The 23285-nt window shown below is 58.4% G+C and carries 22 protein-coding genes and 1 tRNA gene; 16 read left to right on the top strand and 7 right to left on the bottom strand.

The genetic code is table 11. From position 1 onward, the window contains the following. Nucleotide 1: 1 nt before the first annotated feature. The 3 genes from ACA074_RS12295 to ACA074_RS12285 all read right to left on the bottom strand — a co-directional run bounded on the left by ACA074_RS12295 (nt 2) and on the right by ACA074_RS12285 (nt 3414). Complete coding sequence (locus ACA074_RS12295; protein WP_497679110.1) at nt 2-2305, bottom strand: hypothetical protein; 2304 nt, start codon at nt 2303-2305, stop codon at nt 2-4. Between the two features lie 24 nt (nt 2306-2329). Next, nucleotides 2330-2404, bottom strand: a tRNA-Lys gene (locus ACA074_RS12290). An 83-nt stretch (nt 2405-2487) separates the two neighbouring features. Then, on the bottom strand, nt 2488-3414 hold the full coding sequence (locus tag ACA074_RS12285) for a Gfo/Idh/MocA family protein (protein ID WP_497679109.1): 927 nt from the start codon (nt 3412-3414) through the stop codon (nt 2488-2490). 189 nt (nt 3415-3603) lie between these two features. On the opposite strand from ACA074_RS12285, the gene ACA074_RS12280 reads away from it, so the two are divergent. The 5 genes from ACA074_RS12280 (at nt 3604) to ACA074_RS12260 (ending at nt 7140) form a co-directional block, all read left to right on the top strand. Next, nucleotides 3604-4311 carry a tRNA (adenine(22)-N(1))-methyltransferase gene (locus ACA074_RS12280; protein ID WP_497679108.1) on the top strand — a complete coding sequence of 236 codons (708 nt, stop codon included), beginning with the start codon at nt 3604-3606 and terminating at the stop codon, nt 4309-4311. 163 nt (nt 4312-4474) lie between these two features. Continuing rightward, the gene (locus tag ACA074_RS12275) at nt 4475-4690 is read left to right on the top strand and encodes a tautomerase family protein (RefSeq protein WP_305443122.1); all 216 of its coding nucleotides are present in this window, start codon (nt 4475-4477) and stop codon (nt 4688-4690) included. Further along, on the top strand, nt 4687-5343 hold the full coding sequence (locus tag ACA074_RS12270) for a DsbA family oxidoreductase (RefSeq protein WP_497679107.1): 657 nt from the start codon (nt 4687-4689) through the stop codon (nt 5341-5343). The genes ACA074_RS12275 and ACA074_RS12270 overlap by 4 nt, the downstream gene beginning before the upstream one ends. Before the next feature lie 50 nt (nt 5344-5393). Then, the gene (locus tag ACA074_RS12265; protein ID WP_497679106.1) at nt 5394-6104 is read left to right on the top strand and encodes an SDR family NAD(P)-dependent oxidoreductase; all 711 of its coding nucleotides are present in this window, start codon (nt 5394-5396) and stop codon (nt 6102-6104) included. Between the two features lie 112 nt (nt 6105-6216). Continuing rightward, nucleotides 6217-7140: a LysR family transcriptional regulator gene (locus ACA074_RS12260; RefSeq protein ID WP_497617844.1), complete on the top strand. Its 924-nt coding sequence runs from the start codon at nt 6217-6219 to the stop codon at nt 7138-7140. A 14-nt stretch (nt 7141-7154) separates the two neighbouring features. Here the strand turns inward: ACA074_RS12260 and curR are convergent, their stop codons facing one another. Next, entirely contained in the window at nt 7155-7739 is a 585-nt protein-coding gene (gene curR / locus ACA074_RS12255) for a TetR family transcriptional repressor CurR (protein ID WP_187678719.1), read from the bottom strand. A gap of 209 nt (nt 7740-7948) precedes the next feature. Here curR and ACA074_RS12250 point away from each other — a divergent pair, with 209 nt between their 5' ends. The 9 genes from ACA074_RS12250 to ACA074_RS12210 all read left to right on the top strand — a co-directional run bounded on the left by ACA074_RS12250 (nt 7949) and on the right by ACA074_RS12210 (nt 16608). Then, nucleotides 7949-8626: a type 1 glutamine amidotransferase domain-containing protein gene (locus tag ACA074_RS12250; protein WP_401265185.1), complete on the top strand. Its 678-nt coding sequence runs from the start codon at nt 7949-7951 to the stop codon at nt 8624-8626. A 115-nt stretch (nt 8627-8741) separates the two neighbouring features. Then, on the top strand, nt 8742-9866 hold the full coding sequence (locus ACA074_RS12245) for an alkene reductase (RefSeq protein WP_497679105.1): 1125 nt from the start codon (nt 8742-8744) through the stop codon (nt 9864-9866). Nucleotides 9867-10052: 186 nt separating this feature from the next. After that, the gene (locus tag ACA074_RS12240) at nt 10053-10502 is read left to right on the top strand and encodes a thiol-disulfide oxidoreductase DCC family protein (RefSeq protein WP_489881224.1); all 450 of its coding nucleotides are present in this window, start codon (nt 10053-10055) and stop codon (nt 10500-10502) included. Further along, nucleotides 10499-11053, top strand: a complete 555-nt coding sequence (folE, locus tag ACA074_RS12235; RefSeq protein WP_187678723.1) for a GTP cyclohydrolase I FolE — start codon at nt 10499-10501, stop codon at nt 11051-11053. The genes ACA074_RS12240 and folE overlap by 4 nt, the downstream gene beginning before the upstream one ends. A gap of 125 nt (nt 11054-11178) precedes the next feature. Next, nucleotides 11179-11721 carry a DUF3833 domain-containing protein gene (locus ACA074_RS12230; RefSeq protein WP_497617840.1) on the top strand — a complete coding sequence of 181 codons (543 nt, stop codon included), beginning with the start codon at nt 11179-11181 and terminating at the stop codon, nt 11719-11721. Next, entirely contained in the window at nt 11718-12428 is a 711-nt protein-coding gene (locus ACA074_RS12225; RefSeq protein WP_497679104.1) for an SDR family oxidoreductase, read from the top strand. Before ACA074_RS12230 ends, ACA074_RS12225 begins: the two co-directional genes overlap by 4 nt. Before the next feature lie 14 nt (nt 12429-12442). Next, on the top strand, nt 12443-12745 hold the full coding sequence (locus ACA074_RS12220; RefSeq protein WP_187678726.1) for a DUF6482 family protein: 303 nt from the start codon (nt 12443-12445) through the stop codon (nt 12743-12745). Between the two features lie 28 nt (nt 12746-12773). Further along, a complete protein-coding gene (locus ACA074_RS12215) occupies nt 12774-14312 on the top strand; it encodes a cryptochrome/photolyase family protein (protein ID WP_497679103.1) in 1539 nt (512 codons plus the stop codon). A 124-nt stretch (nt 14313-14436) separates the two neighbouring features. Continuing rightward, nucleotides 14437-16608, top strand: a complete 2172-nt coding sequence (locus ACA074_RS12210; RefSeq protein WP_489881228.1) for an ATP-binding protein — start codon at nt 14437-14439, stop codon at nt 16606-16608. Nucleotides 16609-16747: 139 nt separating this feature from the next. Here ACA074_RS12210 and ycaC read toward each other — a convergent pair whose 3' ends face one another. After that, complete coding sequence (gene ycaC / locus ACA074_RS12205) at nt 16748-17380, bottom strand: isochorismate family cysteine hydrolase YcaC (RefSeq protein WP_497679102.1); 633 nt, start codon at nt 17378-17380, stop codon at nt 16748-16750. A 223-nt stretch (nt 17381-17603) separates the two neighbouring features. On the opposite strand from ycaC, the gene ACA074_RS12200 reads away from it, so the two are divergent. Beyond that, a complete protein-coding gene (locus ACA074_RS12200) occupies nt 17604-19172 on the top strand; it encodes a sensor domain-containing diguanylate cyclase (protein ID WP_497679101.1) in 1569 nt (522 codons plus the stop codon). A gap of 132 nt (nt 19173-19304) precedes the next feature. After that, nucleotides 19305-20054 carry a helix-turn-helix transcriptional regulator gene (locus ACA074_RS12195; RefSeq protein ID WP_497679100.1) on the top strand — a complete coding sequence of 250 codons (750 nt, stop codon included), beginning with the start codon at nt 19305-19307 and terminating at the stop codon, nt 20052-20054. 60 nt (nt 20055-20114) lie between these two features. Here the strand turns inward: ACA074_RS12195 and ACA074_RS12190 are convergent, their stop codons facing one another. Both ACA074_RS12190 and macA read right to left on the bottom strand, forming a co-directional pair. Continuing rightward, nucleotides 20115-22073 (bottom strand): MacB family efflux pump subunit, encoded by a 1959-nt coding sequence (locus ACA074_RS12190; protein ID WP_497617830.1) that lies wholly within the window; start codon nt 22071-22073, stop codon nt 20115-20117. 2 nt (nt 22074-22075) lie between these two features. Next, nucleotides 22076-23224: a macrolide transporter subunit MacA gene (macA, locus tag ACA074_RS12185; RefSeq protein ID WP_497679099.1), complete on the bottom strand. Its 1149-nt coding sequence runs from the start codon at nt 23222-23224 to the stop codon at nt 22076-22078. Nucleotides 23225-23285 lie beyond the last annotated feature (61 nt).

Below are 23285 nucleotides of genomic sequence, written 5' to 3'. Positions count from 1 at the left end.
GTTACGAAGGCATCAGCCAGTGTCGTTCGGTGGTCCACCCGAGAAAAACCTTAGCTCCCTCGTGTTTCTGACGACCCGAGGTCAATTGATGCCCGGCTGCGGCGATACGCAGCCCGATCATCGCGGGTAGAAATCTTTCCCGGAATTCGCTGGATTGAGCTGCAAAATGCGATTCAAGAGAATCGAGCGCAGAACGCAACAGCTCGCCATCCAGCATCGACAGATAAAACAGCATCTGGCGCCAGGCATATGCCGTGTTTTTCAACATCACCAGACGTGCATGGTAAAGCTTGATTTGCATCTGTTGCCGCCTGCAAATCCACTCGAAGCACGCCAGGGCCAACCCACTCAAACGGTGATTCAGCAGTGTTTTCAGATTCAATTCGCCAAATAGCAATGCGAGGTTTTGCGTTGTCAGGATCTGTTGTTGTTCGAGGATCGTCCCGTTGACCGCTGATTGCCACGTTCCGATGGTGGCGTTTGCACGCTGCGCGCACAGCTTCGCAAACGCATCACTCTTGCTTGACTGATGCCAGTGATCACTTCCGCGCTGCGATCCGCGCTGATCGGGAAGTCTCGCCAGCCCGTCGGTATCAATATTGTAATAGCGGCTGTACAGCGTTCCGGCCATCAGTCTGGCCGACTGCCTGGCTGCTCTCGTGAACTTGTTGGTGAAAGTCCCCATGAAAATGTCCGCTGCCACCTCTTCGACGAACGGAAGATCCAGCTTCGCCGTTTCAGCCAGCGAAACGAACTCCTGCAACAGCTTGTTCGGAAGAATCGCCTGGGGAAACGCTGAAAGAGTCAATGCAGAGGCTTCAATCAATGCCTGCTTGGCGCCTTCAGTAGAGTTAACGTTTGCCTCTCGCTCACCTTCTAGCGCCGAAACCCAAGGCAGCTCTGCGATTTTGATCTGGCTCTGCAGGTTGAGCAGCAACAATGACCGCCGACGGCGGAAGGCGCGATACGTAGCGCCGACCAACGTCTGCAGCGTCCTGTCCCGATATCCGGCGCTACAGATTTCTGCCGTCATCACTGGCAGAACCTGCGCCACGATGTCTCCGGATGAGATCAAACCATGGTCAATCAACTCGGCGACTGTGCCCTTGCGGCATCGTTCGAGACGTTGGCGAACAGCAGGCGGAATAGTCGCCCCGACGATCAGCGCGTAACGCTGGGCTTCTTCATCGGTGATGGATTTCAGCAGTGGCGAAAAGTCACTGACGCCATCCGAACCCGGATATTTTGTCATACGTGCCGCGACAGCTTGGGCGATCAGATGATGCCCGGGGGCCGCCACGTGATTGCGCTGCTCTGCTCGTTTAATGACATGCGCATCGGATTCGGGATGACCATGTTTGACGACAAAGTCATCGACAATTCGCCGGATCCGCCCGACTTGCCGGCCCGTCAGCGATGCATGATCACGGGAACACTGCCCGAGTAATGCAAACAGCTCCGCCGCTCGAGTCCTGAATGGACTGGTGCTGTTAAGTTCGGTGTCACAAATTTTAGCGATCTGCGTGCCGAGTGCCGTAGCGCGTTCGAACCAGCCTTCGGGATAGTGCCTGCAAGGCCAACCCTCCTGAAACGTCAAAAGAAATAGCGAGACTGCGGCGTCGTAGAGAGGCAGGCGATTTTCCACAACGTGTTTTTGAACGGCCAGACGTGGTTGAGCCAATTGTCGGTTCAGCTTTTGCTTGACACTGGCGATATCAAAAACATGCACCTCCGTCGTCGAAAGCGGCGGCTCGTCAACGGCGGTCGGGAAGAAACGCAGGCGGTCGAAGAAAGGCACTATCTGCTCGATCAGCATTCGCGCGTCGTCTGTACGCTGATGCCGCAGAAGCCAGGACACTGTCAGCAGCGCGGCCTCTTCCGGAACATCGATCTGATAGCTGCCTTTAGCCAAACGCTCTTGCAGCGCTGCAACGCCCGCATCCGAAAGGTGCCAGGCATTGAGATCGAAGCGTTCATAACCTGCGCGAATGCCAGGAATCGATGCGGCCAACTGGCGCTCATAGGCCGTCAGATCGCCACCGGCCAGGAGTTGCCCTGTCGCAAAACCGCCTGTGGCCACTTCCAGCGTGACCCACTCCGGCAAATCGGCGAACGGCACGCGTGAACCATACTGTGCGCTGCGTTGCTTCAAATGTTCGACAACCCGCAGCCAGCGCTCGACTCGATTACGCGCCTGCGGGTCAGCGTCATTCGGTGAAGCGGTTAAGGCTCGAGAGAGCTGAAACGCCGCGTAACCGGCGTTTACACCACTGTTCTCGCCGAATTCCCTATCGTACCTGGACATACTTCCTTGTGACCTGCGTTGTAATGGGTCCGGGGGCTGGATTCGAACCAGCGCCCACCCGGTTAAGAGCCAAGTGTTCTACCGCTGAACTACCCCGGAACAGAGCGCGCATTGTCGACTAGCCGCAAAGGGATGTGAAGCTCGCTATTGCGATTTTTGTTGCGAAACAATTGTGCTGGTCGTTAGTCGTAAAACGCCTCAACCGCCACCCGACTCCCCACAAAGAAACTATCCGCCACCAACCGCAACGGCTGCAGATCCAGATCACTGGCCTTGTCGTCAATCAACTGCTGGAAATGTCGATACACCGCCGCGTACTCGCCCTCCTCCGACACGGCTTGGCGCACGCCGTCGATACTCAACACCGCGCCCCCGTTATCCAGGCGCAGCACACCCTCGGCGCAGCGAATCTCGATGCTCCAGAGTTCGTCATGACCATGGTCGAAATCGAACTCGGCGCGCACATCGAGGTGGCGCGCGTCAGACATTTTGATCGACGCGGCAATCGGCGACTGGCAGTTGCTCGGCACGCGCAATTGGGCCGATTCGACGAACAACGGCAGCGCCAGCAAGTGGGTCGCGATCGACAAGGCATTGATGCCCGGATCGAAGACGCCCAGGCCGCCCGGTTGCCAGATCCAGGTCTGGCCGGGATGCCACTTGCGCACGTCTTCCTTCCAGTCAATCTGTACGCTTTGCAGGGTGCGAGTGGCAAGCCAGTCGCGGGCGGCTGCAATGCCCGGCGCATAGCGTGAATGCCAGGCAAACAACGCGCTGACGCCTTGCTGTTCAGCCAGAGTCACCAACGCCATCGCTTCACCCAACGTGGCGCAGGGCGGTTTTTCCACCAACACATGCTTACCAGCTGCCAGTGCCTGTTGCACCAGAGCGAAGCGACCTTGCGGTGGCGTGCAGAACGCAATCGCATCAACCGGCGGACCGTTTTCGAGCAACTCGCTCAACGACTGAAAATTCTCTACACCGTCGCAGGGCTTGCCTTGCGTGGCGACAGACACCAACTGGAATCCGGGATTGGCGAGGATCGCCGGGACGTGTTGATCCTGCGCAATTTTGCCGTAGCCCACCAGGCCGAGACGGATCGGTTGCATCAATGACTCCTGCTTTTGTTTGTTTTAGTCAGCGAAGCGGCAGATTACCTGCAAACTTCGGCGGAAGTCGCGTAGCTATTAGTCGTGTGCTCTTGTCGCCGGAATTTGACACGCAACGCGTTGCTCGACAAAGTCGCACCCCTTTTGCGGCCGCAGACGCCGCAGGTTTGTGCTGAACAGGGGTTGCCGTTGAACGAACAGACATTGTCCGCGCGCCTGGAGCGTGTGGCGGCGCATGTGCCAGCCGGCACACGGCTGGCCGATATCGGCTCGGATCACGGCTATCTGCCGGTGGCGTTGATGCGCCGTGGTCTCGTAGAAGCAGCGGTGGCTGGTGAGGTGGCGTTGACGCCGTTTCATGCAGCCGAACGTACCGTGCGCGAGAACGACCTGCACCACAGAATCACCGTGCGCCTGGCCAATGGTCTTGCGGCTATCAAACCGGAAGACAGGGTCACCGCCATCACTGTTTGCGGCATGGGCGGCGAGACCATTCGGGACATCCTCGACAGCGGCAAAGCGCACTTGAGCGGCGAAGAACGCCTGATCCTGCAACCCAACGGCGGCGAGCAGCCACTGCGCCAATGGCTGATGAATAACCGCTACCGCATCCTCAGCGAAGAAGTGCTGCGAGAGAACCGTTTCGACTACGAAATCATCGTTGCCGAGCGTGCAGCGTCAGTGACCTATACCGACCAGGAGCTGTACTTCGGCCCGTTACAGATGCAGGCACGCAGTCCGGCGTTTCTGACCAAGTGGCAACGCAAGCTGCGCCAGAAGCAGAAGACCCTGAGCCACTTTTCCCGGGCCCGGCAGGCGTTGCCCGAGGCGAAAGTGCAAGAGGTCGCACGACAGGCAAAGTGGATTGAGCAGATGTTGGCGCCGGTCTCGCTTTAGCTCCGGTTGGCGCAGCAATCGGGGCCATTGCGCCTCGCACATTTGATACACCGCATCACAAATGATGTACCTCAAGCCCCATTTATCAATCTCCAGCAACTTCTTAAAGTTCTCTCCAACAGCAGCCCATCATCCCGACAGGCCTGCGACTGGAGATATTCAAATGCCTTTCATCAGCGTGCGTATCACCCGTGACGGCGTCACCCGGGAGCAGAAAGCCCAGGTGATCAAGGAAATCACGGAAACGATGGAACGGGTTCTGAACAAGGATCCGAAACTCACCCACATCGTGATCGAGGAAGTTGACACCGATAACTGGGGTTATGCCGGTATGACGACCACGGAGTACCGCAAACAGTTGTCGGACTCGCAGTCATGAGCCGCACCGTAAAAATCGACTTTGTCTCGGATGTTGTCTGCCCTTGGTGTGCACTGGGTGCTACGGCACTTGAGCAAGCGATCGTGAACCTGGCCGGTGAGGTCGAGGTTGAGCTGACTTACAAACCGTTCGAGCTGAATCCGGACATGCCGGCGGAAGGTGAGAACGCCATCGCCCACATGATCCGCAAGTACGGCCGCACGGCTCAGCAAGTGGCCGAGCGCAACGCAATGATCATTGAACGCGGCGCGCAGATCGGTTTTCGCTTTGACCTGGAAAAACGCAGTCATTTTTACAACACGTTCGATGCCCATCGCTTGTTGTTTTGGGCATCGACACAGGGGCTCCAACGCGAACTGAAGAAAGTCCTGTTACGGGCTTACTTCACGGACGGAAAGAACCCGAATGACCGTGACACGCTGGTGACGCTGGCTGGCGAAGTTGGCCTTGATACCGAACGTGCGCAGGCAGTGCTGACATCCGATGAGTTGAGTCGCGAAGTCCGTGAACTTGAAGCGTTTTACCAGCAGCGCGGCATCAACTCGGTTCCGGCGATGGTTCTGAATGATCGGCAACTCATGTCCGGATCGCAATCGGTCGCCGAATACGAACAAGCGCTACGTCAGGCAGCGCAGGCCGTGGCTCACGTCTGACAGTTGAAAATTTGTTTACTCAATTAACTTCGATTCAATGAGGATTCATCATGAGCACGTCCAATAAAGTAGTAGTGATTACTGGCGCATCCCAAGGCATTGGCGCAGGTCTGGTAAAGGGTTTTCGTGATCGCGGCTATCAGGTGGTCGCCACTTCCCGCTCCATCAAACCGTCTACAGACCCGGATATTCTGACCGTCGCTGGCGACATTGCTGACCCTGAAACCGCCGAGCGCGTTATCCGCGAAGCCGTTGCACGCTTCGGCCGTATCGATACGCTGGTCAACAATGCCGGTATCTTCGTGGCGAAACCGTTCACCGAGTACAGCAAAGCAGATTACGCTCAGGTCGTGGCCACCAACATGAGCGGCTTCTTCCACATCTCCCAACTGGCCATTGCCGAGATGGAGAAGCACAGCAGCGGACACATCGTCAGCGTCACCACCAGCCTGGTGGATCATGCAATTGACGGCGTACCGTCGGTGCTGGCCTCGCTGACCAAGGGTGGCATCAACGCTGCGACCAAATCGCTGGCCATCGAGTACGCCAAGCGCGGCATTCGGGTCAACGCCGTGTCACCAGGCATCATCAAGACGCCGATGCATGGTGTCGAGACTCACGAAGCGCTGGGCAACCTGCACCCGGTTGGCCACATGGGCGAGATTGATGACATCGTTCAAGCGATCCTTTATCTGGACACCGCGAACTTCGTGACCGGCGAAATCCTTCACGTCGACGGGGGCCAGAGTGCAGGTCATTGATCCAGACGTTTTGATTACGACATGAAAAAGCACCGCCGGCCTATACCGGCGGTGCCTTTTCATGTGGTACACACCCGAATGAAATGTCCGTTGATTCTCGGTGTAATCGATTATGAAGCGCCACTTTGATGACTTGCAGTTGGGCAGTATCGAGCTCTTTTGCCTCGCCGCCGAGGCCGGTAGCTTCACGGCTGCCGCACAACTGGCCGGAGTAACACCGGCAGCGGTGAGCCGGTCGATTCTGCGCATGGAGCAGAGGCTGGGTTCGCGCCTGTTTACCCGAACGACGCGCAGCATTCGATTGACCGAAGCGGGAAGAAAGTTTTTCGAGCAATGCAGTCAGGCACTGACGCAACTGGTTGAAGCCCAGCAAGAAGTCATGGGCGCGCAGACGACACCTTCGGGGCAGTTACGCATCAGTGTGCCGACCACTTACGGGCATCACCGCATTCTGCCGCTGTTGCCAAAGTTTCGCGCGCTCTATCCCGAAGTCTCCGTGGATATTCACTTGGGCAATCGCAACATCGACTTCGTCGCGGAAGGCTACGATCTGGCGATCCGGGTTCGGGCGCAACCGGACTCGACCATGATCGCGCGCTTGCTGGAAGACGCGAAGCTGGTGGTGGTCGCCTCGCCCGACTATCTGCACAAGGCCGGCATGCCGAAAACCCTGGAAGACCTGAATCAGCACGAGTGCATCCAGTTTGAGTTGCCCAGCAGCGGGCGGAAAATTTCGTGGCTGTTTCTGGAGGATGGCACGGATCGTGAGGTGTACTCCGACGGAGGCTACTCCTGTTCTGACGATGTGCTCGGCGGTGTGACGCTGGCCAGAAACGGCGCGGGACTGTTCCAGACCTACAAGTTCATTGTCGAACAGGAACTGGCAGACGGCCGTCTCGTCGAGGTTCTTCAGCCCTATAAGGGTCGTTCCCGGCCATACACCTTGCTGTACCCGCACGGTCGCTACGTTCCCCAACGCGTGCGGGCGTTCGTGGATTTCCTCCTGCAATATCGCGATGAATGGGCGGTGATTTAACCGTGAACACCGCGTCAAACACCCAGCAGCTGCTTGGTCGTCGCCATCGAGGTGTTCAGCGACTGCCCCGTGCGCTGCAGTTTGTTTAACAGGCTGGCGCCCAACCACAGTTGATACAGGGTTTCCGCCAAGTGCCGGGCGTCTCCCGCAGGCAGGCTTTTTTCAGCCTGGCCCTGCTCGATGCACTGGGTAATGCGGGCCACCACCCGTTCGGCGCCATCTCGCAATGTGAGGCGCATGGACTCGGACAAGTCGGCCACTTCGGCACTGAGCTTGACCACCAGACATTCGTCGCCATGCCCTTCGAGAGTGCAACGGTTCTGCCAGCCCTGCCAGTAATCCATCAGCCGCTCATAGGCGTTCAGCCCTGGCAGAGTCAGGCGCTGCTCCATGTCGGCGAGATAACAGACAAAGTAATCCTCAAGCAAAGCCTGTCCGTAGAGTTCCTTGGATTTGAAGTAGTGATAGAACGAGCCTTTGGGCACACCTGCGGTTTGCAGGATCTCGTTCAGGCCAACACTGGTGAAGCCCTTCTCGGCCATCATCCGGTGACCCGTGTCGAGCAAGTGTTGGCGAGTATCGTCGTAGGTCGCTTTCATGGGGCGCTAAATACCAAACAATAGACCAGTCGTATATTTCGAAGAAATGCGAGTTTGCCACACCCGAGGTCTAAAAACCCACAGGCAAAAAATTACTAGACGACTGGTCTAATTGGAATCTATGCTGTGTCCCGACAAACATCACCGGGTGTCCCCAACGTGCGAATCCGTCGCGCTTCGATAACACCTGATCAATGCAAGGGTGCTTTATGAAAATCCTGATGGTTCTGACTTCCCACGATCAACTCGGCAACACCGGCAAGAAAACCGGTTTCTGGCTCGAAGAATTTGCCGCGCCCTACTACGCCTTCAAGGATGCCGGTGCACAGATCACCGTGGTTTCGCCGGCCGGTGGCCAGCCACCGCTCGATCCGAAAAGCGACGAGCCGGATGCACAAACCGCAGAAACCGAGCGCTTTCGCAATGACCCGGCGACGCAACAGGTACTGGCCCACACCGGGCGTCTGGCCGATGTCAGCGCTGATGATTTCGATGCCGTGTTCTACCCAGGTGGCCACGGCCCGCTGTGGGACCTGGCCGAAGACAAGCAGTCGATCGCGTTGATCGAAGCTTTCGACCGCGCCAACAAGCCCCACGGATTTGTCTGCCATGCACCGGGTGTGCTGCGTCACGTCCTGAATGCCGACGGCAAACCGCTGATTCAAAACCGCGAAGTGACGGGCTTCACCAATGCCGAAGAAGCGGCGGTCGGTTTGACGGAGGTGGTGCCTTTCCTCATCGAAGACGAGTTCCAGCGTCTCGGCGGGCGTTACTCCAAAGTCGCCGACTGGCAGGTGTATGTGGTAGCTGACGGGCAACTGGTCACCGGACAGAATCCGGCAAGCTCCGCCGCTGTGGCCGAAAAGCTGCTGAAAATGCTCGGCTAAGTCTTTTACAACTCCAGACACCGTGTGCGGCTTGCACGGTGTTTTTTTTCGCTCACCAACTAGTCGACTGGTCTAATAAACGACCGGATTGCAGACATTTATCAAGGTCAACTCCATGAACAACAGCAGCTTCTTCAATCCCGCCAAACTGGGCGTTCACACCCTGAAAAACCGCATCGTCCTACCACCTCTCACCCGCCAGCGCAGCACGCAACCGGGCAACATCGCCAACGAGCTGATGGCCGAGTATTACCAGCAGCGTGCCGGCGCCGGTTTGCTCGTCACCGAAGGCACACAGATCGAACCGCGTGGCCAGGGTTACGCCTGGACCCCGGGCATTCACACGCCCGAGCAAATCGCCGGATGGCGCAAAGTCACCGAGGCCGTGCATGCCGTCGACGGCGTGATCTTCGCCCAGTTGTGGCATGTGGGCCGGGTGTCCCACACCGCGTTGCAGCCCGACGGTGCAGCACCTGTGTCGGCGTCCGCAGTGTCCACCGACCGAGTCAGCGTGTTCATCGAAACTGCACCTGGCGCGGGTGAGCTGGTATCGCCGTCCGCTCCTCGCGCGTTGACCACCGATGAAGTGCAGGAACTGATTCAGCTCTACATTCAGGCTGCACGCAACGCGATGGACGCCGGGTTCGACGGCATCGAACTGCACTGCGCCAACGGCTATCTGGTCAACCAGTTCATCTCCGCCCACAGCAACCTGCGCACCGATCAGTACGGTGGCTCGTTGCACAACCGCCTGCGTTTTCTGCGCGAAGTGGTAGCCGGTGTTGCCGAGTGCATCGGCAAGGAGAAAGTCGGCGTACGTTTCGCGCCGCTGTTCAGCACCACCGATGAAGCGCGGACTTACCTGGGCCTGGTCGAGGAAGATCCGCACACCACTTACATCGAAGCGATAAAAGTGCTGGAAGAGGTAGGCATTGCCTATCTGTCGATCGCCGAAGCGGACTGGGACAATGCACCCGCCATGCCGCGAACCTTTCGCCAGGCGGTGCGCGACACCTTCAGCGGCGCGATCATTTACGCCGGACGCTACAACGCGCAATCCGGTGCGCAGTTGCTCGATTCTGGCCTGGCAGACTTTGTCGCCTTCGGCCGCCCGTTCATGGCCAACCCGGACCTGCCCGCGCGGATCGCCAATGACTGGCCGCTGAACGCGCTGAACCCGGCCACGGTGTATGGCGGCAATGCCGAAGGGTACGTGGATTACCCGGCCTACCTCGCCTGACGCAAAGAGCCCGAAACAGTGCTCCCGCTCTTGCGGGAGCGCTGCATTGCGCCGCCCAATCCGCTCCCGGTTCTGTGGGGCGCCTGGATGTAACGACTTCCTATCTTCACAAAAAGAGTGGCGCTCCATTGTCAGCTCGATTTTTTCGGCCTATCTTTATAAAAAACCTATACAAGGCATGCTGCAATGTACAACTTAGAGCCGTGGCCGCTGACGCTTTACTTTGACGGTGAATGCCCGCTCTGTGCGCGAGAAATCAAGCTGTTACGCCAACACGCCGTCGAAACACGCCTGTGCTTCGTTGACCTTAGCCATGAGGACTTCGATCCAGCCGCACTGGGGTTCACGCTTAAGCAAATGCAATCCTCACTGCATGCACGATTCGACGATGGACGCTGGGTAAAAGGCCTCGACGCTACGCTATGGAGCTGGCGAGCAGCAGGGCTTGGCGTCTGGGTCGCCCCCCTGAGCTGGCGTTTGACCCGGCCTTTGTTTGCCATTGCTTATCGCTTGTTCTGCCACCTGCGTCCTCACTTGGCCTGGCTGCCTCACCCGGACGGCAGCCGTCGTTGTCACGACAGCCACAGCAGTTGCCGCACTCCTATCCTGTCGCAACGCCGCGAGAAATCCGAATGACTGAATCATTAGCCAACCATTACCGTGAAATTCTTCTCGGCGTCGGTGAAAACCCCGACCGCGAAGGTCTGCGGGACACGCCCAAGCGTGCAGCCAAAGCCATGCAGTACCTGTGCGACGGCTACTCAATGAACCTGGAAGGCATCATCAACGGCGCGCTGTTCGAGTCACAGAACGATGAAATGGTCATCGTTCGCGACATCGAGCTTTATTCACTGTGCGAACACCACATGCTGCCCTTCATCGGCAAGGCCCACGTGGCCTACATCCCGACTGGCCGGGTGCTGGGGCTGTCGAAAGTGGCCCGGGTGGTCGATATGTTCGCGCGCCGCTTGCAGATCCAGGAAAACCTGACCAGACAGATCGCCGATGCGATCCAGCAAATTACCGATGCTGCGGGTGTAGCCGTGGTCATTGAGGCCCGGCACATGTGCATGATGATGCGCGGTGTGGCAAAGCAGAATTCGGTCATGACGTCGTCGGTCATGCTCGGTGCCTTTCGAGAGTCCTCTAGCACGCGTCAGGAGTTCCTCCAACTGATCAGCCGATGAAAGTGATTTCGTTGGCGGTTTGTCGAGTCAAATACGCCATTAAACCTGTACAAGCATAGATAGCTGTACAAGCAATTTTGTGGAATGTCCTCCACCTTGACCTGTGTATTCAGGGAGTAAAAACAATGACCCGTTTTTTGGTTTTACTGGCTCTGGTGCTCAGCCTGTCGAGCTGTGGCAGCGTCGAGGTCGGCCACTATGCCGACCAGCAACCGGCCTTCAACCTGGAGAAGTTTTTCAGCAAACCCGTCAAAGCCTGGGGGATGTTTCAAAAACGCTCCGGCGAAGTCGTCAAGCGCTTCGAGGTGAACATCGAGAGTCGCCGCGAGGGAAACAACCTGATTCTGGACGAGCGTTTTCTCTATAGCGACGGCACTCGCGAGCGTCGCGTCTGGACCCTGACCCCGGAAGGTGCGGGCAAATGGCGCGGCCGCGCCGGCGATGTGATCGGTGAGGCGAAGGGTGAAGTCGCCGGCAACGCGCTGCGTTGGCGCTACATCCTGAGCCTGCCGGTCGATGGCTCCGTTTATGAAGTGAGCATGGACGACTGGATGTACTTGATGGATGAAGACACCTTGATCAATCGCACCACCATGTCCAAGTTCGGTGTCGAGATCGGCCAGGTGACATTGTTCTTCCGTCGCCAGAGTGCGGGAGACAATCAATGACCGACTCGCTCACGATGACTTCACTGGGTGATGGCTACCGCGCCCTGGTAATCGGCGCCAGTGGCGCACTCGGCGCTGCGTTCTGTGAGTGGCTGAAGCAGGACTCTCGATGTGCAGGTGTTCGTGAACTGGGGCGTAAAACGGATCCCCCGCTGGATCTGGAACGGCCAGGGACAATTGCCAACGCTGCCGCGGAACTGGCGACAGAAGCGCCGTATCAGTTGATCGTGCACGCCGCCGGCCTGCTGCATCGCGACTCGATCAAACCGGAAAAAAGCTACAGCGCGATGGAACACGACGCGCTCCAGGCAGTGTTTCAAGTAAACACGCTGGGGCCGGCGATGGTCTTGCGCCACTTCCTGCCACTGCTCGATCCCCATGGTGCGATGGCGATGCTTTCGGCCAAGGTCGGCAGCATCGACGATAACCGTTTGGGTGGCTGGTACGCCTATCGCGCCTCCAAGGCCGCGCTGAACATGCTGATCAAAACCGCGGCCATCGAACTGGCCCGCACTCGCCCTCACAGTCGCTTGCTGAGCCTGCATCCAGGCACAGTCGTTTCGGCGCTGTCGCAACCTTTTCGCGGTGCATCGGCGGCCCGCCCGGCCAGCGTTGCCAGCCACGAATTATTGACCCTGATCGACCGGCTGACGCCGTCAGACAGCGGCCATTTCTTTGCCTACGACGGAGAACGCCTACCCTGGTAGGCAAGGAGTGATTGATGAATCTGCAAACCCTCACCGAACGCGCAGCCAACAGCGAAATACGTGAACTGGAACTGCTGTCGCTCGAAGGTGGCTTTTATCTGGCGCGCATCCGCATGGATCACGGCCATTTCACCTTGCTCGACGATGCGGCAAAACCCATGCGACTGCGCTCAATCAGTCATCTGCGGGACTTGCTGCAAACCGTTCCGGCGTTTCCCTGCGTGTTGGTGCAGCAATGTGTCCACGACGAAATGTGCGGCCGGGATTCAGGCCCGGTCGAAGAGTTGCGGCTGCCTTTTTCGCTGACAGCAACTTGATGAAGCGGACGCTGCTGGACTGTTCCGAATGAGCAAGGTCAATCGCCTGTGCCTGATCCTCGGTGATCAGCTTTCGTTTGACCTGGCCTCATTACAGGGGCTCGATCCCGAACGGGATGCGGTGCTCATGGTCGAGGTGATGGAAGAAGCCAGCCATGTGCCTCATCACCCACAAAAGATTGCCCTGATCTTTAGCGCCATGCGTCATTTCGCCAAGGCGTTGCAAGCCAGAGGCGTACGTGTGGAGTACGTCACCCTTGATGATCCGCACAACAGCGGATCAGTGCCAGGTGAACTAGGTCGCTGGCAGGCAATTCTGCAACCGGAAGAGCTGCACGTCACTGAATGTGGCGACTGGCGTCTGGAGCAGTCTCTCAGGGACTGTGATCCAGCCATTCATTGGCATGCCGATACGCGTTTTCTGTGCAGTCGAACGGAATTCAGTGCGTGGGCGGCCGGCAAAAAGCAGCTGCGTATGGAGTTTTTCTACCGCGAGATGCGCCGCAAGAGCGGGCTGTTGATCAATGGCGACGGTACGCCGGTCGGCGGCGCCTGGAACTTTGACGCCGAAAACCGCAAAGCCCTGCCCAAGGGAGTGAAAGCGCCCTACCCGGCGGGTTTTTCCAACGACGCCATCACCCTCGAAGTCCTTGCGCTGGTCAAAGCACGTTTCAGCCACCACTACGGTTCTCTGGACGATTTCAACTATCCAGTGACCCACGCCGACGCTCAATCACTGTGGCGTTACTTCCTCGATTATGGCCTGGCCGGGTTCGGCGATTATCAGGATGCCATGGCCAGCGATGAACCCTTTCTGTTCCATGCGCGCATCAGCGCTGCGCTCAATATCGGACTGCTGGATTTGCGTCAAATGTGCAGTGACGTGGAGTCGGCTTACTGGTCAGGCAGCGTTGCGCTGAATGCCGCCGAGGGATTCATTCGTCAACTGATCGGCTGGCGCGAATACGTACGTGGTGTTTACTGGCTGAAGATGCCTGACTATGCCCAAGGCAATTCATTTGGTAACAAGCGCCTCTTGCCGGAATTCTACTGGACTGGCGAAACGAAAATGAACTGCATGCGTCAGGCAATCGGCCAAAGCCTGAAACACGCCTATGCTCACCATATCCAGCGGCTGATGGTCACGGGGAATTTTGCGTTGCTCGCCGGCATCGCGCCGAGCCAGATCTGCGAGTGGTATCTGGCCATCTATATGGATGCGTTTGATTGGGTGGAATTGCCCAATACCTTGGGCATGGTCATGCACGCTGACGGAGGTTATCTCGGTTCCAAGCCTTACTGCGCCAGCGGCCAATACATCAATCGAATGTCTGACTACTGTCGCGGCTGTGCTTACAAGGTCAGCGAAAGCACTGCTGACAACGCATGCCCTTTCAATGCGTTGTACTGGCATTTTCTGATGCGCCATGGCGATCTTTTACGCAGCAATCAACGTATGGGCATGATGTACAAAAACCTCGACCGCATGCCTGAGGCCAAGCAGCAGGCGCTTTGGCAGCGAGGCGAGAAGCTGCTCGCCACACTGGATGCCGGCGAGGCGTTATAAAACGGGCTTCCCCCTCCTGTGCGGGTGCAACTTAACCATCAGACGGCGTGTCAATGTGAGGATTCCCAGTGTTCGATTGAACCGCGTTGAATCAATTCAAACAAAAATCAAGAAGGCCCCTGTGGTGGAAATTCTGAAGCATCTTACTCGCGAGGAGCTTGAGGCAGAGGTGATGCGCCTGCGCCTGGCTCTGGAGAGCAGCGCAGTAGCAACACCGGATATGGCCCAGCAGCTTGCAGCCAGCCGAGTGGCGCTCGCCAATAGTGAGGCGCGCTTCAGTACCATTCTGGAAACCATCGAGGCCGCATTCGCCATCGTCAAAGTCAAATTCGACGCCGACGACCACCCCGTGGATTATTGTTTCGTCGAGGCCAACCCGGCGTTCGAACGTCAGTGCGGCGTCAACCTGCGGGGTAAATGGGTCACAGAGTTCGCCCCTAACCTTGAGAAGTTCTGGTTCGAGACTTACGGACACGTGGCCAAGACCGGCGAGCCGGCAAACTTCGAGAATTACGCCAATACGTTTGAACGCTGGTTCGATGTGCGTGCAGTGCGGGTCGGTGACCCTGCCGATCGCCAGATCGCGATTTTCTTCAGCGACGTCACCGCACGCCGAGACGCCGAAGAGCGCTTGCGGATCAGCGAAGCGGTCGCGCGGGAAAACGTCGAGCGCGTACAGCTTGCCCTCGCGGCCGGCGCCATTATCGGTACCTGGCACTGGGATCTGCCGACCGATCGCTTCACTGTGGATGAGTCCTTCGCCAGGGTTTTTGACCTTGATCCCGCATTGGGCCGCGACGGCCTGAGCCTGGAACAAGTGGTGATGACCGTACACCCCGATGACAGAGAGGGGCTCACCGGTGCGATCAATGAAGCGATTGCCCGTGGCGGCGCCTACTCCCATCAATACCGGGTGCGCCGCGCCGATGGAAAATACAACTGGATCGAGGCCAACGGTCGCGTCGAATGCGCCGACAACGGCACCCCGCTGCGCTTTCCCGGTGTGCTCATTGATGTTGAGGATCGGCGCAATGTCGAGGCGGAGCGCGACCGCGCCAACGCCGAATTGCGCGCGCTCAACGAAACTCTGGAACAGCGTGTATTGGCACGCACAGCCGATCTCATGCAAGCCGAAGAGAAACTGCGCCAATCACAAAAAATGGAAGCGGTCGGCCAACTGACCGGCGGCCTGGCCCATGACTTCAACAATCTTCTCGCCGGCATCTCGGCCGCCCTGGAACTGATAGAAAAACGCATCGCTCAAGGCCGCCTGAAGGAGGTCGACAAGTATTTGGTCACCGCCCAGGGCGCGACTAAACGCGCCGCGGCCCTGACCCATCGCCTGCTGGCCTTCTCCCGACGCCAGACCCTCGATCCACGGCCAACGGATGTGAACACCCTGATCGCCGGGGTGACCGAACTGATCCAGCGCACCGTCGGCCCGAGCATACGCTTGAATACCGTCGCCGCACCCGATCTCTGGCCGGCCCTTGTCGACGCCAGCCAACTGGAAAACGCCCTGCTGAATTTGTGCATCAACGCCCGCGATGCCATGCCCGATGGCGGAAGAATCACAGTCGAGACGGCCAATCGAACAATGGTGTTCGAGACCGCCCGTGCTCTGGACATGCCCGAGGGGGAATACCTTTGTCTATGTGTCACTGACACCGGCACTGGCATGAGCGCTGACGTCATCGCGAAAGCCTTCGACCCGTTTTTCACCACCAAGCCGCTCGGCCAAGGCACCGGCCTGGGGCTGTCGATGATCTACGGGTTCACCAAGCAATCCGGCGGTCAGGTGCGGGTGCATTCGAAAGTAGGCCAAGGCACCACGATGTGCATCTACTTGCCTCGGTACCGCGGGGAGGCGCTGCAAAATCACGATGCCACTCACAGCACGACAACACCTCTGGCAAAAGCGGGGGAAACCATCCTGATTGTCGACGACGAGCCGACAGTGCGGATGTTGCTCAAAGACGTGCTCAGCGAACTCGGCTACACCCTCCTGGAAGCGGCCGACAGCGTCGAGGGACTGGAAGCATTACGCTCCAGCGCACACATCGATTTGCTCATCACTGATGTCGGATTGCCCGGCGGTATGAACGGGCGACAGATGGCCGATGCGGGCCGGGAAATCCGCCCAAAACTGAAGACCTTGTTCATTACCGGCTACGCCGAAAACGCCGTTATCGGCAGCGGCCAACTCGGGCCGGGCATGCAAGTGCTGACCAAGCCCTTTGCCGTTGACACACTGGTTTCGCGCGTCGGCAACTTGATGTCCGCCAAACTGGATTGAGGCTGCCTCAGGCAACGACTCGCAGGCATGGCTGCGCCCGATATTGCACTTCGGGGTCACCGCCAGGATTGCACTTTCAAACTGCAGAAAAAACCAAAGCCTGCTTTTAAGGGCAGGCTTCTGGCATTGCAGCGTTGGCTTACTTCTGCTGAGCGGTCAGCGCCGCATAGCCATTCATCAAATTGCGGTAGTTCGGAATTCGCTGCGACAGCAAGTTACCCAGCCCTTCGATGTCATTGCGCCAGTCGCGGTGCAGCTCACAGGCCACCGAGAACCAGTTCATCATCTGTGCGCCGGCCTGGGTCATGCGGTTCCACGCGGCTTGTTGCACGGTGGTGTTGAAGGTGCCGGAGGCATCGGTCACCACGAACACATCAAAACCTTCCGCCAGCGCCGACAGGGTCGGGAACGCTACGCACACATCCGTCACTACACCGGCAATGATGATCTGCTTGCGGCCGGTGGCCTTGATTGCCTTGACGAAGTCTTCGTTGTCCCATGCGTTGATCTGGCCGGGGCGAGCGATGTACGGCGCATCGGGGAACATCTCTTTCAGCTCCGGTACCAGCGGGCCGTTCGGGCCTTGTTCGAAACTGGTGGTGAGGATGGTCGGCAGTTCGAAGAACTTGGCCAGATCGGCCAGCGCCAGCACATTGTTCTTGAACTCGTTCGGCGAGAAGTCCTGCACCAGAGAAATCAGACCAGTCTGGTGGTCGACCAGCAGAACTAAGGCGTCGTCTTTGTTGAGGCGGTTGTAGGTTGGAGTGTTCATCTGTGCGTCCCTTTGTAATTGTGGAAGTTCGTTTGCGTTCAAGATGGGCACAGATTACTGAGACACTGAAACGGGATAAATCGGCTGAAAAGCGTTTCTCCGTCAACTCAGAAGGGACAATCAATTCATACTGAATCTTGCTCCGACAACAACCCGACCTTTATGGCGATCCTTGTCATACTGTTGCCATGCATTACGTTGAATCGAAACCAAGGAGATGTTCATGCTCGGACGCCACCCGCCAGAGCGGAACGCTGACAAGCTCACCTCCCCCGCTGCCCTGAAAGCCGTGAGGGCGGGATCGACTTTTCGACTCACGGTCAGTTTCATGCTGGTGGTGGTCGTTGCCTTTCTGGCAGTCGAGAGCTGGCGGACATGGCGCGACTATCGCGCCGCCTTCGCCTCCGCGCGCGACTCAGTTACCAACCTGACCCGCGCGACGGCTCAACATGCCGAAGACACCATTCGGCAAATGGATGTGCTGACGGCGGCCCTCAGCGAGCGGATCGAAGGCGATGGTCTGCAAAACCTCGATGTGCTGCGCATTCACAAACTGCTGGTGCAGCAATCGACAATCATGCCGCAGTTGCACGGTTTGTTTATCTACGGGCCTGACGGACAGTGGATCGTGACCGACAAGGAGGTCACGCCCGAGACTGCTAATAACGCCGACCGCGATTATTTCCAGTACCACCGCACCCATGACGATCGGCAAGTGCGCATTGGCGAGGTGGTCGAAAGCCGCTCCACCCACGACCTGATCATTCCCATCTCGCGCCGCCTGAATACTCCCGATGGCTCGTTCGCCGGTGTGCTGCTGGGCACGATCAAAGTGAGCTATTTCGTCGATTACTACGGCGACTTCAGGATCGACGACAAAGGCGCGCTGGTGTTGGCCAAACGTGACGGCACAATCCTCGTGCGCCGCCCGTTCATTGCGTCAGTGATCGGCAAGAGCCTGGCCAACAGCGAGATATTCAAGACCTACCTGCCCAACTCCAATGTGGGCATCGCGCAAGTGCGCGCCGTCATCGACGACACCGAACGTCTGTACGGCTATCGCGCCCTCAGCACTTATCCGCTGGTGGTGGAGGCCGGGCTTTCCCAGGAATCGATCATCGAACCATGGCGCCAGGACTTGCTGAAAAACGGCTTCGTGCTGGTGTTTCTGATCCTGGTGCTGACTTGCTTCGGCCTCATCGTACTGAGCCAGCTGCGCCAGCGCATGGCGATGGAGCGGGAAATCCGCCACGCCCACCAGACCTTGCGCGACATGGCGCTGACCGACAGCCTCACCGGACTTGGCAACCGGCGCCGACTGGACAATGCGCTGGCCGATGAAGTCCGTCTGGCCCGGCGCCAAGGCTCGGCACTCTCGCTGATCATGCTCGATGTCGACTACTTCAAACGCTACAACGACCAATACGGACATGCCGCCGGAGATGACTGCCTGAGCGCGGTCGGACGCGCGATCCAACAAGCGGTCAAGCGTCCGGGTGACTTGGCCGTGCGCTACGGCGGCGAGGAGTTCACCGTGCTGTTACCCAATACCGATAGCGATGGAGCGATTCAGGTGACCGAAGATATTCTGCAAACCATACGCTCGCTCAGAATGGAACACGCCGGGCACCCTTTGGGCTATGTCACGGCCAGTGCCGGGATTACCACGCGTCATCCGGTCGATGACACGGTCACGCCTGCCACCTTGCTGAAATCGGCGGACACCTGCCTGTATCAGGCCAAGCAACAGGGCAGAAACCGTTGGTGCTCAACGGCTCCGGTTATGAGCTAATAACGCCTTCATTAAACCGTCGCTCAAACGTTGTACTAGGATAAGAACCAATTTCTGCAATTTTCGTCGCTCAAGGACATCGTCGACAAAGCCGCAGGAGTGTTAGCCCCCGCAAACTCATGGATGATGTAAATGAATTCATACCTGTTCCCTCACATCGGCAAAGTCATCGCCAGCACCGGCAGCCGTCATTTCCCGCGCATGCTGCATGACCTGATCCTCACTCAACTGGCAGTCGATGCCACGCACATCCGCCAGATGCGTGTTGAACCGGTGGGCCGCACCGCGACCCGCAGTGAACCGGAACCCATGAAAGAGCCAGCGTTGTTGGCCGAAACGGTATTTTTCGACCACAGTGTCGCGGCGGTCGACGATTTGCCTAATCCAGAATCATCGACCGCCGCCGAGGCTTCGCAACTGCACCTGACCCGGCGCAAGGACGGTTACCGCTACGTGATTTCGGTATACCGCAACGGCCAGTCGCAACGCTTCTCCGCGCAGGAGCGCAGCCTGTTGCAGGACATCTCCCCGGTTCTGTTGCCGATGGTGGAAAAGCACATCGATGCACTCCAGCCAGCCAACCCTTGTGCAGAAAACCCGGGCGAAGCTGCCGAGGGCACGGGACTGGAAACCCTGCGGGCGCGCTTCAATGAACGCTTGCAGCAATTGGGGTTGAGTCTGTCCAATCGTGAAACCGAAGTGTGCATCGGCCTGCTTGCAGGACGTACTGCGCCGGAGCTGGCCGAGCAATTGCAGTTGAAGGTCAACACGGTAGAGAGCTATCTCAAGCGCGCGGCGATCAAGTTGGGGATCAGCGGGCGGCATTCGTTGATGCGCTGGATGTATTCGCCGCAGGAAACTTCGGCTTCCACGGCGGCCTGACAAAAATCCCACCTGTAGGAGCTGCCGAAGGCTGCGCCTACAGGAATTCGGTGAGTACCATCAGTCGCGGGCCAACGCCTCGATCGGATCAAGCCGCGAAGCATTCCGTGCCGGCACGAATCCAAACACGATGCCGATCAGCGTCGAGCAAACCACCGCTGTCAGCACCGAAGCCAGCGAGAACACCATCTCCCACTCTTTGATAAACACTGAAAACAGATGGCCGATGGCGTAGGACAGCGAAATCCCGATCGCCCCGCCCAACAGACAGACCATCACCGCCTCCACCAGAAACTGCTGACGAATATCCGATTGCCGGGCGCCGACCGCCATGCGAATCCCGATCTCGCGAGTACGCTCGGTCACGGACACCAGCATGATGTTCATTACCCCGATACCGCCGACCACCAGCGAAATCACCGCAATCAACGACAGCAGCAACGCCAGCGAGCGACTGGTTTTCTGCACGGTCTGCATGATGCTGTCGAGGTTATTGGTGAAGAAATCCTTGGTGCCGTGGCGTTGCAGCATCAGTTTGTTGACGTGTTCATCCACCACGTTGCTGGGTTGGCCGTCCTTGAGCCGCACGCTGATGCTGTCCAGGTAGCGCTGGCCCAACAGGCGCCCGGCAGCAGTTTCGTACGGCACCCAGACGTTGAGCGACTTGCTCGCAGCGAACAGGTTTTTGTTCTCGGCGGCCACACCGATCACCGTACAAGGCAAGTTGCCGATCAGGATCACTTGTCCCAACGGGTCGACATGTTCGCCGAACAGCCGAAGCCGGGTTTTGTGATCGATCACCGCCACCTGTGCCTGGCGCCGGGCGTCGCTTTCACTGAACGGGATACCGGCCTCCATCTTGATACCGCGTACCTGAAAGTACAGGTCGCCGACACCATTGACCTGCGCATCCAGATCGATATTGCGATAACGCAGCAGCAGGTTTCGGCCGACCACCGGCGTGGCGCTGTCGACGTAATACAGCTGATTGAGGGCGGCAACGTCAGCGGGCACCAGGGTTTCGATGGCCGTCGAGCGGCTGTCGCCAAAACTGGTGCCGGAATAGATATCGATGGTGTTACTGCCGATCGCCTGAATGTCCTTCAACACGTAACGTTTGGCACCCTCGCCGATTGCCGAGATCGACACCACCGACGTAATGCCGATTACGATGCCAAGCATGGTCAGCAAGGTGCGCATGCGGTGCGAAACCAGCGCGACCCAGGCCATGCTGAACGCTTCCTTGAACAAACCGAGGCTGGCGACCAGGCGTCGTCCAGCGGTGGATTTGGCAGGGACCGCTTCGTCGCCTGACAGCTGCGCCGTGTCGCGCTCGTTGCGTCGGTCGCTGAGGATCTCACCGTCACTGACCTCGATGATGCGCTCGGCGTTGGCCGCGACTTTCGGGTCGTGGGTCACCAGGATCACCGTATGCCCGGCAGCGTGCAATTCCAGCAGAATGCGCATGACCTCTTTGCCGCTGGTGGTATCGAGAGCCCCCGTTGGCTCATCGGCAAGGATCACATCACCGCCGTTCATCAAGGCCCGAGCGATACTCACCCGCTGCTGCTGCCCGCCGGACAGCTGACTCGGTCGGTGGCTCAGGTGCCCTTGCAGACCCAATCGCGCCAACAATTCCCGAGCGCGGGCATGACGTTGCAGCTCCGGGATGCCCGCGTAGATCGCGGGCATCTCGACGTTATGCATGGCACTCAGGTGCGGCAGCAGGTGATAGCGCTGGAAGATGAAGCCGAAGTAGTCGCGACGCAATGCCGCCAGGGCCTCGTTATCGAGGTCACGGGTTTCCTGACCGTTGATCCTGTAACTGCCGGCGGTGGCGTAATCGAGGCAGCCAAGAATGTTCATCAACGTCGACTTACCGGAGCCGGAGGCGCCAATGATCGCGACCATCTCTCCGGCATGGATCGTCAGGCTGATGTCCTTCAACGCGAGAAACTCACGGTCGCCGGCGGTAAAGCTGCGGGTAATCCCGCTGAGTTGCAGCAAGGGCTCGTTCATCGTCAGGACCCCGCCACGGTCGACACCGGATCTCCGATCACCACGCGGTCGCCCTCGGCCAGACCATCATTGACCTGCACCTTGACGTTGTTGTTGATCCCGGTCTGCACATTGCGCGCCTGTGCCTGGCCCTTGGCGTCCAGCACGCGCACTGGAAAACTGCCGTCGCTGTTGCGCGGCCCCAGCGCTGCTACCGGAATGGTCAACACGGATTTGGCGGTATCCAGCACCACCCGCACCTGCGCGGTCATCGAGATGCGCAAGCGATGATCCGGGTTGGGCACCTCGAACAGTGCGTTATAGAACACCGCCGTGTTCTGTTTTGGCGTGCCGGCGGGCGGCGTTTCGAGAAAGTTCTGCGGTGCCGGTTCAGTGCCGCGCAGCTTGCCGTAATAGCGTTTGTCCTCGCCGAGAATGGTGAAATACACCTCCTGCCCCGGCATGATATGAATCACGTCGGCCTCGGAAACCTGCGCCTTGACGGTCATGGTGTCCAGATCCGCCAATTTCAGCAGGATCGGCGCCAACTGGTTTGCGATAACGGTCTGGCCTTCTTGAGTAACGATGCCGACCACGTCGCCATCGATCGGCGCGACGATTCGTGTGTAGGCCAGGTTGACCTTGGCGGTGTCGATCTGGATGTGCGCACTCTTGATCTGCGCGTCCAGTGACATCAGATTGGCCTGCTGCACTTCGTAGTCAGACTGCGCGGTTTCGAAGTCCTGGCGCGAGATCGATGCGTCGTCCTGCAAGTTCTTGTAGCGTTCGTAAATCGCCTTGGTCTGCCTGAGTTGGGCCTGCGTGGCGCGTTTTTGCGCTTGCAGGTTTTCCTCATCGACCTGGGCCTGACGCAGGGTGTTCTGCAACACCAGCGGATCGATTTCTGCCAGCCACTGGCCCTTTTTCACCTTGTCGCCCACCTTGACCTTGAGCGACTTCAACTGGCCGGACACTTGCGCACCGACGTCCACCTGCTTGATACCTTCGAGCAACCCGGTGGCCAGCACCGCATTTTCGATATCACTGCGTTCAACCGTGGCAGTCAGGTACTGCGGCGCCTCGGCCGGCGCCTTTACCGCATAGAACACCAACCCGGCCAGCGCCACCAACGCCAATCCCATACCGACTTTGCGCAACTTCGAATTTTCCATAAATGACCACAAGTCCGTTCAGGATTGAACCCGGCCAGCGGCCGGGCTCTGGTAGATAAAC

Source organism: Pseudomonas sp. LBUM1655, assembly GCF_059716085.1.
This window is presented reverse-complemented; position numbering and strand designations above follow the sequence as displayed.